Genomic DNA, 12734 nt, shown 5'->3' on the forward strand with positions numbered 1-12734 from the left:
TTCGGTCTCCGGGTAGTCTCTAGAAACAAACAAGAAAGGGCTTCAGTTCGCTTGGGGGCCAGGCTCTGCGATCGGTTGAGCGGCGTTTTCCGGCACATGCAGGCCGCATTCGCGCTTTTCGTCGTTTTCCCACCACCAGCGGCCGGCGCGCTCGGGCTCGCCGGGCTTGATGGCGCGGGTACAGGGCTCGCAGCCGATCGACGGATAACCGCGCTTGTGCAGCGGGTTGACCGGGATGGCTTCGGAAGCCACATGGGCATTGATCGTCTCGATGTCCCAGTCTGCCAGCGGGTTGATCTTGATCAGGTTGCGCTCGGCGTCATATTCGGCGAACGGCGTCGTGGCGCGATTGCCGGACTGGCCGCGGCGAAGGCCGGTGACCCAGACGTCGGCGCCAGCTAAAGCCTTGGCGAGAGGCTTCAGCTTGCGCACATGACAGCAGGCATGGCGGGCTTCGACGCTGTCGTAGAAGCCGTTGAGCCCGTATTTCGCCGCGTATGCGTCCACGTCGTCCTGTTCCGGCCGAAACCGGCGGATCTCGATGCCGTAGCGCTCCTCGGTTTCGCCGATCAGGTCGACGGTTTCCTTGAACAGCCGCCCGGTTTCGAGCGTCGAGACCTCGACCGGCAGGCGGTGCGTGCCGATTGCGGCGGTGATCACCTGGTCCTCGATGCCGAGCGATGTGGTGAACACGGCGTGACCGAGTTCGGCGGCAAGCGCCAGGCGCCCGGCAAGGTCCAGGCTTCCGAGCTTTGCGTCGAGGGTAGCGGCCAGTCCCGAACGGTCCTGGCCGGCGGCATCGTGCAGTGTCATGGGTCTTCTTCCGTGAGCAATTGCTGGATTATCCGGATTCCACGCGCGCAAGGACAGGAAAACCCGTTTCTTCCCATGGTGATGCGGAGCAAATATCTCTCCAAAGCGACGCTCACACAGAAAACCTGCCGCCTTAACCAAAAGTGACCAATTTTATCCCCGAAACCCCTGCATTGGTTTGTATTTTCTCGTGATTTGAGATATTGCGGGAACATGTCTCCGGGGCGCTGTTTCCCCTGGCGGATATGCAGCCCCTGAGCGCCCTTCCGGCGCCCCCGTGGATGCCCCGAACGAAGCTGAAGTGAGCGGCGCCGTGAGGACTATTTCCTTGCGGCGGCGCTATTGTCGATGGTTGCGTGATGATATCCCAGAAAGCGAAATATGCCCTTCGGGCCCTGGCCGCCCTGGCCCAGGCCGATCCCGCAGAGCCGATGCTGATTTCCGAAATTGCCCTCCAGCAGAGCATTCCGAAGAAATTTCTGGAACAGATCCTGCTCGACCTCAAACGCTCCGGCATCGTCGTTTCCCGCCGCGGCAAGCAGGGCGGCTATCTTCTCCTGAAACCCGCGGACGCCATCACCTTCGGCGAAGTCCTGCGCCTGGTCGACGGCCCGATCGCGCCGCTGCCTTGCCTCTCGCAGACCGCCTACCGCAAATGCGAGGATTGCGACGGCGAACATCTCTGCGAAATTCGCCATGTCTTCGCCCGCGTCGCCGACGCGACCCGCGACGTGCTCTTCAACACCACGATCGCCGATGCCGTCGAAGGCGCCGGCGACGCCAAGCCGCCGGTCAGGGAACTGCTGACGGCCTGAGAATTGCTTCCGGCTTGGCGATGTACCAAAATTTGGTATAATGGCGAGGCAGGAGGCAGCATGGCTCGAAATACATCCATCTCACTCGGCGATCATTTCGCCAGTTTCATCGACATGCAGGTCGAAAGCGGCCGCTATGGTTCGGCAAGCGATGTCGTCAGGGCAGGCCTGCGCCTGCTTGAAGAACATGAGGCCCGGGTCAAGGCTTTACAGGACGCTCTGATTGCTGGTGAGGAGTCTGGCCCGCCACAACCCTTTGATAATCAGGCATTTCTGAAACGGATGCGAGAGCGTCATGGCCGCTAAAGGCCGGGACTATAAGCTTTCACCGCTCGCGGAAGAGGATCTTGAGGATATTTGGGGTTACACGGTCGAAACGTGGTCTTGGGAACAGGCCGAGCGCTACCACGATGAACTGATCTCAACTCTGGAAGGATTGGCGGCAGGGCGGAAACTCGGTCGACCGGTTGATATTCGGCAAGGGTATTTCAAATATTCCGTCGGTGCGCATTGTGTTTTCTATCGGTTTTCCGAAAGCGCGATCGATATTATCCGCATCCTCCATCAGAAGATGGACGTCAGCCGACATCTCTAGTATCGCGCAAATCGCCCGCAAAATTCTCCTCCCGCACCCCCAAAGCCCCGATTATGGCCGGATTGTGATTTTGCAAACCGCCCGTTTGCCAACGCGGGCGTTCTGTCCATGTCGTCGGGGTTAATGGTTTCTTTGTCGTCGCGGGCCGCCAAAGAGAAACAGTTTTGCCTTCTTGCCGGCCTCGATTGACTAAGACGACCTAACCGATAGAGTTTTGGCAGAACCACAGGAGGGAACCTCATGTTCAATTTTGCCCCGGGATTGGGCCGGCGACTAGGTGCCCGTTTGGGCGCCGTCGCACTCGGTCTGTCCCTGACGACCGGCATTTCGGTCGGGATCGTCGCGCCGGCTTTTGCCCAAAGCCAGCTTCTCAACGTCTCCTACGATCCGACCCGCGAGCTCTACAAGGATTTCAACGTCGCCTTCGCAAAATACTGGAAGGCGCAGGGCGGTGACGACGTGACGATCCGCCAGTCGCATGGCGGTTCAGGCGCGCAGGCCCGCTCCGTCATCGACGGTCTGGAGGCCGATGTCGTGACGCTGGCGCTCGAAAGCGACATCAACGCGATCGAGAAGTCCGGCAAGATCAAGCCCGGCTGGCGCGACCGCCTGCCGAACCATGCATCGCCCTACACGTCGACGATCGTCTTCCTCGTCCGCAAGGGCAATCCGAAGGGGATCAGGAACTGGGGCGACCTGGTGAAGGGCGATGTGTCGATCGTCACGCCGAACCCGAAGACCTCGGGCGGTGCCCGCTGGAACTACCTGGCTGCCTGGGCCTGGGCGAACGAGGAATACAAGGGCGATCAGGCCAAGATCAAGGCTTACGTCGGCGAGCTCTATAAGCGCGCTCCGGTCCTCGATACCGGCGCCCGCGGCTCGACGGTCACCTTCGCGCAGCGCCAGATCGGCGACGTGCTGCTCGCCTGGGAAAACGAGGCATATCTCGCCGGCGCCGAGTTCGGCAAGGATGCCTTCGAGATCGTCGTTCCGCCGATTTCGATCCTCGCCGAGCCGCCGGTCGCCGTCGTCGACGCCACCGTCGATTCCAAGGGTACCCGCAAGCAGGCGGAGGCCTATCTGCAGTATCTCTACTCCGATGAAGGCCAGAATATCGCGGCGAAGCACTTCTATCGTCCTTCGAAGCCCGACGTGGTAAAGCCGGAATTGTTGAAGGCGCTGCCGAACATCAAGCTCGTCACCGTCGATGATCCTATCTTCGGCGGTTGGAAGAAGGCGCAGCCCGAACATTTCGGTGACGGTGGCATTTTCGACCAGATCTACAAGCCCGGTAAGTAAGTCGGAATATTCAATGATCCATAACGCCACTGCCTCACCGGCAAAGTGGCGACTGAAACGGCCGAGCATCATCCCGGGTTTCGGGTTGACGCTCGGCTTTTCGCTCGCCTACCTGTCGATAATTATCCTGATCCCCGTTGCCGGCCTGCTTTGGCGTACCGCCGGGCTTGGCTGGAGCGGGTTTTTCGCCGTTCTGACCGACCAGCGCACGCAGGACGCACTTTATATATCCTTCGGCACGGCCTTCGTGGCCGCGCTGGTCAATGTCGTCTTCGGCACCGTCGTCGCCTGGGTGCTGACCCGTTACAATTTCCCCGGTCGCCGGCTGATCGATGCGATCGTCGACCTGCCGTTCGCGCTGCCGACGGCGGTCGCCGGTATTGCGCTTGCAGCGCTCTATGCGCCGAACGGCTGGGTCGGTTCGCTGTTCATGCCGTTCCGGATCGCGTTCACGCCGCTCGGCATCGTCGTGGCGCTGGTCTTCATCGGCCTTCCCTTCGTAGTACGCACGGTGCAGCCGGTCATGGAGGAACTGGACCGCGAGGTGGAGGAAGCCGCGGCCACGCTCGGTGCCAATCGCTTCCAGACGATTTCGAGGGTGATCCTGCCGGGGCTGACGCCGGCGATCCTGACCGGTTTTGCGCTCGCCTTCGCCAGAGGCGTCGGAGAATACGGCTCTGTCATCTTCATTGCCGGCAACATCCCTTACGTCTCGGAGATCGCGCCGCTCCTCATCGTCATCCGGCTGGAGGAGTTCAACTATGCGGGCGCGACGGCGATCGCCACCATCATGCTGATCATCTCCTTCGTGATGCTCTTCATCATCAACCTCATCCAGGCCTGGAACCGAAGGAGATACGGCAATGTCTGAAGACGCCCGCTCCGCGCTCGGCAAACCGCCGCCATTCCGCAACCCCGCCGACGAGCAGCCGCTCGCAAAGATCCTGCTGATCGGGCTGGCGCTGGTTTTCCTCGCCTTCTTCCTGCTCCTGCCGCTGGTTTCCGTCTTTGTGGAAGCTTTCCGCAAGGGCTGGGCGGAATATTACGAGGCGCTGATCGAGCCCGACGCGGCGGCAGCGATCCGCCTGACGCTTCTGGTGGCGGCGATTTCCGTTCCGCTCAACCTCGTCTTCGGGCTCTGCGCCTCCTGGGCGATCGCCAAGTTCGAGTTCAAGGGCAAGTCCTTCCTGATCACCCTGATCGACCTGCCGTTCTCGATCTCGCCAGTCATTTCCGGCCTGGTCTACGTGCTGCTCTTCGGCTCCAACAGCCTGCTTGGCCCGATCCTCAAAAGCCAAGGCATCACCATCCTGTTTGCGGTGCCGGGCATCGTGCTCGCCACGGTCTTCGTCACCTTTCCCTTCGTCGCGCGCGAGCTGATCCCGCTGATGGAGGACCAGGGCACCGGCGACGAGGAAGCGGCACTGTCGCTCGGGGCATCCGGCTGGCAGACCTTCTGGTATGTGACGCTGCCGAACATCAAGTGGGGCCTGCTCTACGGCGTGCTCCTCTGCAACGCCCGTGCCATGGGCGAGTTCGGCGCCGTTTCGGTCGTCTCGGGCCATATCCGTGGCCTTACCAACACCATGCCGCTGCATGTGGAGATACTCTATAATGAGTATAACTTCGTCGCGGCCTTCGCGGTGGCGTCGCTGCTGGCATTGCTGGCGCTCGTCACCCTTGCATTGAAAACCCTTCTCGAACTTCGGTTCGGTGCCGGCGCTGCCGGCGGCAGGCATTGAAAGGTCTGAGGCTAGATGGAAGTCACCATCAACAATATCCGCAAGGAATTCGAACGTTTTCCGGCGCTGAACGACGTGTCGCTGAAGATCGCGTCCGGCGAGCTGATCGCGCTGCTCGGTCCCTCGGGCTCCGGCAAGACGACGCTCCTGCGCCTGATCGCCGGCCTCGATTTCCCGACATCGGGCAAGATCTTCTTCGGCGATCAGGACGCCTCGCATCATTCGGTGCAGGAGCGCAATGTCGGGTTCGTATTCCAGCATTATGCGCTGTTCCGGCATATGACGGTCGCCGAGAATATCGGCTTCGGCCTCAAGGTCCGGCCGACCGCCAGCCGCCCGCCGAAGACGGAAATCCGCCGGCGCGTCTCCGAACTCCTGGAGATGGTCCAGCTCGGCGGGCTTGAGAAGCGTTATCCGAACCAGCTTTCCGGCGGCCAGCGCCAGCGCGTCGCACTTGCCCGCGCCATGGCGATCGAGCCGCGCATCCTGCTGCTCGACGAACCGTTTGGCGCGCTCGACGCCAAGGTGCGCAAGGAATTGCGCCGCTGGCTGCGGGAATTCCACGACCGCACTGGCCACACCACCGTCTTCGTCACCCATGACCAGGAAGAGGCGCTGGAACTCGCCGACCGTGTCGTGGTCATGAGCCAGGGCAAAATCGAGCAGGTCGGCTCGGCCGACGACGTCTACGACCGGCCGGGCTCACCCTTCGTCTTCTCCTTCATCGGCGAGTCCTCGCAGCTCCCGGTCGAGGTAAGAGACGGCACCATGCTCTTCCAGGGCCAGCCGATCGGCATTGCAGAGGCGGGCGACGGGGCAGGGGAATTGTTCTTCCGGCCGGAAGACGTGACGCTTGTCGACGCGCCGGATGCGCTGTTCGGCAAGGTCACCGCCTGCCGCCGTCTCGCCGGCACCCGCATCGCCGAGATCGACATCGCCAATGACGGCCACGCCCCGTATCACGTCGAGGTGGAGGTGCCGCTGCATGCGCCGATCGAGCTCGGCAGCGAAACTCGCTTCCGTCCGACACGCTGGAAGGTTTTCCGCAAATAGCGTTTCCGCAGCCTCAAGATGACGTTAGCCGCCCGTTACACGCTGCGGCATATATGGTGCCGCTGAAATCGCAGTGCACGCGCCGTTGTTGCGTGGCGTTTTTACCTTAATCACGGAAAGTTTTTCAAAATTGATATGTGTCAATTGTTGATTGGCACAGAACAGGTAAGAACCTTTTGGGCGCAAGCTCTGACGAAATGCAGGCCTAACGCTTATTTCCGTGACGGATAACCTATGGCAGACATTGCCCACCTCGAAGAACCCTCCGAGCCGGTCGCCGGCTCGCCCGCAAAACAGTCGGCACAATCGGCCATCTCTATGGGGAGGGTGCTGATTGATCGCTTGACTCCCGATACGAGCATTCTCCTGTCTTTCGGTTTCGTTCTGTTCGTGATCGCACTTGGCGTGAGTGTTTTCCTCGAGGAAAATCTGGTGAGGCTCGGCTGGAGCCTGCTTCTGTCGAACACCAATATCCAAGCGCCGACCGGCCTGGCGCTGACGCTTCTGATCGGCACGCTTGCCACCAACCGGCTGCGGCGCCCGCGGCGCTGCCGCAAGCCGCCGGCGAACGACGAAATGAACCGTGCCGTCGAAATTCTCGCCACCCAGCCGAATGCGAGCGCCGGTCTCGTCCGCCTCGGCGACAAGAAGCTGCTTTTTTCCGATTGCGGCAACGCGTTCATCATGTACGCCCAGCAGGGTCGTTCCTGGGTGGCGCTGTTCGATCCCATCGGCCCCGGCAGCGCCTGGTCCGGCCTGACGCTGAAATTCATGGAACATGCCCGCAAGTCGGGCTGCCGCGCTGTTTTCTATCAGGTCTCCCCGGATTTCCTGCCGCTCACCGTCGAATCCGGGTTGAAGCCTTACAAGCTCGGCGAACAGGCGGTGGTTGACCTGACGAACTTCGACCTCAAGGGTGGCACTCGGATCAGGCTTCGGCGCGCCGTCAACCGCGCGGTTCGCGATGGTCTTGAGTTTTCGATGATCGAGGCAGATGACGTGCCCGCCGCTCTCGATGAACTCCGGTCCGTCTCCCGTGCCTGGCTGACGGCCCAGAATGCCACGGAAAAAGGCTTTTCGCTCGGAACCTTCCAGCCTCAATACGTGGCGACCGGCCCGGTTGGCGTCATCCGCATTGAGGGCAAGATTGTTGCATTCGCCAACGTCCTTTCGACCGGCTCCGCCGGGGACGCCTGCATCGACCTGATGCGCCACCTGCCAAATGCTCATCAGGGCATGATGGTCTTGCTGTTCGTGCGGATCATGGAGCATTTGAGGGCTGCAGGCTTTCGCACCCTCAACCTCGGCATGGCGCCGCTTGCCGGCCTTTCGACCCATAGCAAGGCGCCGCTCTGGAACCACGTGGGCGAGCGCATCTTCCAGAATGGCGAGCGTTTCTACAATTTCCGCGGCGTGAGGTTGTTCAAGGACAAGTTCGATCCGGAATGGCAGCCGCGTTACATCGCCGTCTCCGGCCGTGGCCTGCCAATCGTTTCACTGGTCGACGTTACCATGCTGATCGGCGGCGGGCTGAAGGGCATCCTTCGCAGATGAAGGTTCTGCCGATCATTGTTGCAGGCATCACCTTCGTCGCTGCCATCGTCAATATCGTCTCCGACCCGGCCCTGAAGGCCAAAAGCCTGCCGATCGACCGGATTTCTTTTCCCGAAGCCAAGGCGACTGGCGTCGTGGTGCTGCTTTCGGGCGGCGAGGGGTGGTCGGACCGCGAGGAGCGGACGTCCGAGGCGCTGGTCAGGGACGGTGCCCTGGTGGTCGGCGTGGATATTCGCGATTATTATGCGGCGCTCGAGGAAGAGCGGAGCGACTGCCTTTATCTGGTTTCCGACATCGAAGACCTAACGCGCCAGCTGCACCGCTCGGCCGATATCGCCACCTATCATCCGCCGGTCGTGGCAGGCATTGGCGACGGCGCTACGCTGGCGCTCGCCATCGCCGCCCAGACGCCGGACTCGACGATCGCCGAGACGCTTGCCATCGACCCGCAGACAGCCATCCCGCTGTCGACCATCCTCTGCACTCCGGCGCCGAAGACGCCAGTCACCGGCGGCACGGTCTACGGCCTGACCGAAGGCGATCTTCCCAATCCCGTCCGGATCGTCTTCACCTCCGAGGCCGACGCGGCGGGCCGCCGCCACGCGGAAAATCTGAAAAACACTCATCCCGCGATCGAGTACCGGGAAGCGGCTGGCGGCGCGGATGTGGCACTGCTGGAGAATACATCGGCCACCGTCCGGCGGCTCGCCCAGTCCGCGTCGCCGCTCAATCTGCCGATCGTGCCGATCCATGCGACGCCGAAGCACAACACCATGGCGATCATCTATTCCGGCGATGGCGGCTGGCGCGATATCGACCAGCAGCTCGGCGCCTATCTGAAGGAAGAGGGCATCCCGGTCGTTGGCGTCGATGCGTTGCGCTATTTCTGGAGCGAGCGAACCCCGGAACAGACCGCAGCCGACCTTTCCCGTATCATCAGTTCCTACCGCAAACGCTGGAACGTCGATAACGTCCTGCTGATCGGATATTCCTTCGGTGCCGATATCCTGCCGGCCACCTACCGGCTGCTGCCGGATGCCGACAAGCAGGCGATCTCGCTCATCTCGCTTCTGGCGCTGTCACATCAGGCGGATTTCGAGATCAACGTGACCGGCTGGTTGGGGTTTGCAGGCCATGGCAAATACGGCGATCCGGTCGACGATCTTCGCGAGGTCGAGCCGTCCAAGATCCAGTGCATCTACGGCCTCAAAGAAGATGACAGCGCCTGCCCGGCAGTCCGGGAGATCCGCGGCACCCAGGTTCTCGCCCGCGAAGGCGGCCACCATTTCGACGGCGACTACCGCGCCCTCAACCGCCTGATCGTCGACAGGGCCGTGGCGCTGATGGCGACCAACTGACAGTCGATGGCGGGCTGACGTTCAAGAAACGGTGAAACCTCTGGTTATTCGGTCAGGCATCCTACATCTCCGGCATATGATCCGGAACAGAGGAGAGCCGTCATGCCCCGCCTTTCGATCGCCCGCATTCTAGCCGGCACCACGATCGCCGCATCGCTCGCCGGCACTGCCGTTGCCCATCACGGCTGGTCCTGGGCGGAAGCCGACCAGATAGACCTCAAGGGTACGATCCAGTCGATTTCGTTCGCGCCGCCGCATCCGACGCTCGAGATCAGAGCCGAAGACGGCGTCTGGCGCGTCGAACTCGGCAATCCCAATCAGACCCAGCGCTCCGGCTTCGTCGAAGGACAGGCCAAGGTCGGCGACCAGATCACCGCCACCGGCAACCGCTCCGAAGACCGCAGCGAAAAACGCATGAAGGCAGTCCGGATCGTCGTCTCCGGCAAGACGTTCGACATCTATCCGGAACGCATCAAGACCAACTGAGGCGGGCATGGAATTTCTCGCGTCGCTTGTCGAAACGCCGCTCGCGCGGGCGCTGATCACCTCGTCGACGCTCTATCTGCTGGTCAACGCCGCGCATATCCTCGGCATCGGCATGCTGTTCGGCGCCATTCTGGCGCTGGATCTCCGGCTGCTGGGCCTGGCCCCGGTCGTCCCGCTTGCCGCAATCGCGCCTTACCTGTCACGCCTCGCCGGCGCCGGCGTCCTGATTGCCATCGTTACCGGCCTCTGCCTGTTCTCGGTACGGCCGCTGGAATATGTCCGCAACCCGGCTTTCCTCGCCAAACTCGGCTTGGTAGCCCTGGGGCTCCTGAACGTTGCCGTTGTTCATTTCAATTCCGGATGGCGGACGGTGCTGGCCGGCAACGCGCCGACGACGGCACTTCGGTTTTCCGCCATCCTCTCGATCGTGATCTGGATAAGCGCGGTGATCGCCGGCAGATGGATCGGTTTTTTGTAGACTGGTTTCGTCGCGTCATTTTGAGTATTATCGGTTGACTGTGACCGTGGAGGTTTACTTGCAGACCCTTGTTGAGTTGCCGGATGCTGAAGTCGAGGCATTGGACCGTTTGGCGCAGAAGGAGAACATATCTCGATCTGTCCTGATCGAGCGTGCCGTGCACGATTTTCTGCAGAAAAGTGACAAGCAAAAAAGAGCCGAAGCTTTCGGCCTGTGGGGTAATCGCATCGTCGATGGCTTGGACTTTCAGCAAAAAGTTCGCGATGAATGGTGAGCGATAGCGCCGTTCTCGATACGAATATTGTCGTCGATTATTTGAATTCCGTATCCGAAGGGCGTGAGGAATTTGAACGGTACGAAAATCCAAGCATCAGCATTGTGACATGGATGGAAGTGCTCGTCGGGGTGCCTCCACATCTGGCTGCGGCAACACGAGAATTCCTCAATGCCCTGAATATCATCGCGCTTGACGATGCAGTTGCCGAAAGGGCTGTGTCCCTTCGCCAGAAGCACAAGATGAAGCTTCCCGATGCGATCATCTGGGCGAGCGCGGATATTCATTCAATGCTGCTCGTCACAAGGAACACGAAGGACTTTCCTGCAAATCTGCCGGGAATTCGCGTACCTTACGTTCTGCGCCACTGATCACCGATCGCTCACCATCGCCCGCGGATTGACCCAGGGTTCCTGATTGCTGCGGGGCAGGGGCGTCCTGCCGAGGATATGATCGGCTGCCTTCTCTCCGGTCATGATCGAGGGGCCGTTGAGGTTGCCGTAGGTCACATGCGGGAAGATCGACGAGTCCGCGACCCTCAGGCCCTCGACGCCGATCACCCGGCATTCCGGATCGACCACCGCAAGCGGATCGTCGGCGCGTCCCATGCGGCAGGTGCCGCAAGGGTGATAGGCGCTTTCCAGGTGCTCGCGCAGGAATGCGTCGATCTGATCATCGGTCTCGACCTGTTCGCCCGGCTGGATTTCCGGCCCGCGATACTGGTCGAATGCCTTCTGGGAAAAGATCTCGCGGGTCAGCCGCACGCAGTGGCGGAACTTCTCCCAGTCTTCGGGATGGCTCATGTAGTTGAAGCGGATCACCGGATCCACCTTCGGATCGGGCGATCGCAACGTCACGCTTCCGCGCGATTTCGACAGGTTGTAGCCGACATGCACCTGGAACCCGTGGCTTTTCGCTGCCGCACGGCCGTCGTAGGAAATCGCCACCGGCAGGAAATGGTATTGAATATCGGGCTGCGTGAGACCGGCGCTCGAGCGCAGGAAGGCGCAGGCCTCGAACTGGTTGGAGGCGCCGAGGCCGCCCTTCGACAGCAGCCACTGCGCGCCGACCACGCCCTGCCAGAACCAGGGCAACCAGGAATAGAGCGAGACCGGCTTGGTCGAGACCTGCTGGAAATAAAATTCCATATGGTCCTGCAGGTTGGCGCCGACGCCCGGCCGGTCGGCCTTCACCTCGATGCCCATCTCCTTGAGATGGTCCGCCGGCCCGATGCCCGACAGCATCAGCAGTTTCGGGGAGTTGAAGGAGGAGGCCGAGACGATCACCTCGCGGTTGGCCCTGATCGTCTCGTTGACGCCGCGGCGAAAAATTTCAACGCCGACGGCGCGGCCGTTCTCGATGACGATCTTCTGCGCCAGCCCATAGATCAGTTCGACATTCTTGCGCTTCAGCGCCGGCCGCAGATAGGCGTTGGCGGCCGACCAGCGCCGGCCGTTATGGATCGTCTGCTCCATCAGCCCGAAACCTTCCTGTTTCGAGCCGTTATAGTCCTCGGTCATCTCGAAACCGGCCTGGGAGCCCGCCTGGATGAAGGCATGGAAGAGCGGATTGGTCATCGGCCCACGCTTTACATGCAGTGGCCCGTCCGTGCCGCGCCAGCCTTCTTCGCCGCCATGGGAATGCTCCATGCGCTTGAAATAGGGCAGCACGTCCGCATAGGCCCATCCGGTCGCTCCCAGTTCCTCCCAGCGGTTATAGTCCTCGGCGTGGCCCCGGACATAGACAAGCCCGTTGATCGACGACGACCCGCCGATCACCTTCCCGCGCGGCGCGGTGATGCGGCGGTTGTTGAGGTTCGGTTCGGGCTCGGAAAGATAACCCCAGTTGTAGCGTTTCATGCTCATCGGCCAGGCAAGAGCGCCCGGCATCTGGATGAAAGGCCCGAAATCCGTGCCCCCGGCCTCGATGACGATCACCGAATTTTTGCCGTCCTCCGACAGGCGATAGGCCATGGCGGAGCCTGCGGACCCGGAACCGATGATGACGAAATCTGCCTGAAGCATGTCAGCGTTCTCCAGACATCTTTTTGAGGTCGTGCCGTGCCAGCCCCCCTCTGGCCTGCCGGCCATCTCCCCCACGGGTGGGGAGATCACAACTGGCCCGACCTTCCCGCCAAATTGACCACGGGCCGAGTCGCTGCGCCTGTTGTTTGGGGAAGCCTGCGCCCCCAGCCAATCTCCCCACTCGTGGGGGAGATGGCCGGCAGGCCAGAGGGGGGCGGACTTGCGCGACGACAGCCGTGGTGA

15 protein-coding genes are annotated in these 12734 nt (G+C 61.5%); 13 read left to right on the forward strand and 2 right to left on the reverse strand.

The genetic code is table 11. The features are described from left to right. Positions 1-42: 42 nt before the first annotated feature. Positions 43-813, reverse strand: a complete 771-nt coding sequence (locus ACSQ3G_RS02790; protein ID WP_436108959.1) for a phosphoadenylyl-sulfate reductase — start codon at positions 811-813, stop codon at positions 43-45. 359 nt (positions 814-1172) lie between these two features. Here ACSQ3G_RS02790 and ACSQ3G_RS02795 point away from each other — a divergent pair, with 359 nt between their 5' ends. The 13 genes from ACSQ3G_RS02795 (at position 1173) to ACSQ3G_RS02855 (ending at position 10838) form a co-directional block, all read left to right on the forward strand. Beyond that, the gene (locus ACSQ3G_RS02795; RefSeq protein WP_105418860.1) at positions 1173-1628 is read left to right on the forward strand and encodes an RrF2 family transcriptional regulator; all 456 of its coding nucleotides are present in this window, start codon (positions 1173-1175) and stop codon (positions 1626-1628) included. 60 nt (positions 1629-1688) lie between these two features. Further along, positions 1689-1934, forward strand: coding sequence for a type II toxin-antitoxin system ParD family antitoxin (locus ACSQ3G_RS02800; protein WP_436108960.1), 246 nt, complete (start codon positions 1689-1691; stop codon positions 1932-1934). Further along, on the forward strand, positions 1924-2223 hold the full coding sequence (locus tag ACSQ3G_RS02805; protein WP_038540785.1) for a type II toxin-antitoxin system RelE/ParE family toxin: 300 nt from the start codon (positions 1924-1926) through the stop codon (positions 2221-2223). The genes ACSQ3G_RS02800 and ACSQ3G_RS02805 overlap by 11 nt, the downstream gene beginning before the upstream one ends. Before the next feature lie 240 nt (positions 2224-2463). Next, positions 2464-3522, forward strand: a complete 1059-nt coding sequence (locus ACSQ3G_RS02810; RefSeq protein WP_436108961.1) for a sulfate ABC transporter substrate-binding protein — start codon at positions 2464-2466, stop codon at positions 3520-3522. Between the two features lie 13 nt (positions 3523-3535). Beyond that, complete coding sequence (cysT, locus tag ACSQ3G_RS02815; protein WP_105418862.1) at positions 3536-4393, forward strand: sulfate ABC transporter permease subunit CysT; 858 nt, start codon at positions 3536-3538, stop codon at positions 4391-4393. Then, positions 4386-5264, forward strand: coding sequence for a sulfate ABC transporter permease subunit CysW (gene cysW / locus ACSQ3G_RS02820; RefSeq protein ID WP_436108962.1), 879 nt, complete (start codon positions 4386-4388; stop codon positions 5262-5264). The genes cysT and cysW overlap by 8 nt, the downstream gene beginning before the upstream one ends. Before the next feature lie 15 nt (positions 5265-5279). Then, complete coding sequence (locus ACSQ3G_RS02825) at positions 5280-6317, forward strand: sulfate/molybdate ABC transporter ATP-binding protein (RefSeq protein WP_105418864.1); 1038 nt, start codon at positions 5280-5282, stop codon at positions 6315-6317. 234 nt (positions 6318-6551) lie between these two features. Then, entirely contained in the window at positions 6552-7871 is a 1320-nt protein-coding gene (locus ACSQ3G_RS02830) for a phosphatidylglycerol lysyltransferase domain-containing protein (protein WP_436108963.1), read from the forward strand. Further along, positions 7868-9229 carry an AcvB/VirJ family lysyl-phosphatidylglycerol hydrolase gene (locus ACSQ3G_RS02835; RefSeq protein WP_436108964.1) on the forward strand — a complete coding sequence of 454 codons (1362 nt, stop codon included), beginning with the start codon at positions 7868-7870 and terminating at the stop codon, positions 9227-9229. The genes ACSQ3G_RS02830 and ACSQ3G_RS02835 overlap by 4 nt, the downstream gene beginning before the upstream one ends. Positions 9230-9331: 102 nt before the next feature. Further along, positions 9332-9715, forward strand: coding sequence for a DUF6152 family protein (locus tag ACSQ3G_RS02840; RefSeq protein WP_436108965.1), 384 nt, complete (start codon positions 9332-9334; stop codon positions 9713-9715). Positions 9716-9722: 7 nt separating this feature from the next. Beyond that, positions 9723-10193, forward strand: a complete 471-nt coding sequence (locus ACSQ3G_RS02845) for a DUF6644 family protein (protein ID WP_436108966.1) — start codon at positions 9723-9725, stop codon at positions 10191-10193. A 58-nt stretch (positions 10194-10251) separates the two neighbouring features. Next, positions 10252-10467 (forward strand): ribbon-helix-helix domain-containing protein, encoded by a 216-nt coding sequence (locus ACSQ3G_RS02850; protein ID WP_436108967.1) that lies wholly within the window; start codon positions 10252-10254, stop codon positions 10465-10467. Continuing rightward, on the forward strand, positions 10461-10838 hold the full coding sequence (locus tag ACSQ3G_RS02855; protein WP_436108968.1) for a type II toxin-antitoxin system VapC family toxin: 378 nt from the start codon (positions 10461-10463) through the stop codon (positions 10836-10838). Before ACSQ3G_RS02850 ends, ACSQ3G_RS02855 begins: the two co-directional genes overlap by 7 nt. On the opposite strand, the gene betA is transcribed toward ACSQ3G_RS02855, so the two are convergent. Continuing rightward, entirely contained in the window at positions 10839-12491 is a 1653-nt protein-coding gene (gene betA, locus ACSQ3G_RS02860; protein WP_436108969.1) for a choline dehydrogenase, read from the reverse strand. Positions 12492-12734 lie beyond the last annotated feature (243 nt).

Source organism: Neorhizobium tomejilense, from assembly GCF_964254135.1.
GTDB classification, from domain to species: domain Bacteria; phylum Pseudomonadota; class Alphaproteobacteria; order Rhizobiales; family Rhizobiaceae; genus Neorhizobium; species Neorhizobium tomejilense.

Bases quoted from the DNA above. Each gene is read 5' to 3' on its own strand.
- ACSQ3G_RS02790 (WP_436108959.1), bottom strand. From the start codon at position 813: ATGACACTGCACGATGCCGCCGGCCAGGACCGTTCGGGACTGGCCGCT.
- ACSQ3G_RS02795 (WP_105418860.1), top strand. From the start codon at position 1,173: ATGATATCCCAGAAAGCGAAATATGCCCTTCGGGCCCTGGCCGCCCTG.
- ACSQ3G_RS02800 (WP_436108960.1), top strand. From the start codon at position 1,689: ATGGCTCGAAATACATCCATCTCACTCGGCGATCATTTCGCCAGTTTC.
- ACSQ3G_RS02805 (WP_038540785.1), top strand. From the start codon at position 1,924: ATGGCCGCTAAAGGCCGGGACTATAAGCTTTCACCGCTCGCGGAAGAG.
- ACSQ3G_RS02810 (WP_436108961.1), top strand. From the start codon at position 2,464: ATGTTCAATTTTGCCCCGGGATTGGGCCGGCGACTAGGTGCCCGTTTG.
- cysT (WP_105418862.1), top strand. From the start codon at position 3,536: ATGATCCATAACGCCACTGCCTCACCGGCAAAGTGGCGACTGAAACGG.
- cysW (WP_436108962.1), top strand. From the start codon at position 4,386: ATGTCTGAAGACGCCCGCTCCGCGCTCGGCAAACCGCCGCCATTCCGC.
- ACSQ3G_RS02825 (WP_105418864.1), top strand. From the start codon at position 5,280: ATGGAAGTCACCATCAACAATATCCGCAAGGAATTCGAACGTTTTCCG.
- ACSQ3G_RS02830 (WP_436108963.1), top strand. From the start codon at position 6,552: ATGGCAGACATTGCCCACCTCGAAGAACCCTCCGAGCCGGTCGCCGGC.
- ACSQ3G_RS02835 (WP_436108964.1), top strand. From the start codon at position 7,868: ATGAAGGTTCTGCCGATCATTGTTGCAGGCATCACCTTCGTCGCTGCC.
- ACSQ3G_RS02840 (WP_436108965.1), top strand. From the start codon at position 9,332: ATGCCCCGCCTTTCGATCGCCCGCATTCTAGCCGGCACCACGATCGCC.
- ACSQ3G_RS02845 (WP_436108966.1), top strand. From the start codon at position 9,723: ATGGAATTTCTCGCGTCGCTTGTCGAAACGCCGCTCGCGCGGGCGCTG.
- ACSQ3G_RS02855 (WP_436108968.1), top strand. From the start codon at position 10,461: ATGGTGAGCGATAGCGCCGTTCTCGATACGAATATTGTCGTCGATTAT.
- betA (WP_436108969.1), bottom strand. From the start codon at position 12,491: ATGCTTCAGGCAGATTTCGTCATCATCGGTTCCGGGTCCGCAGGCTCC.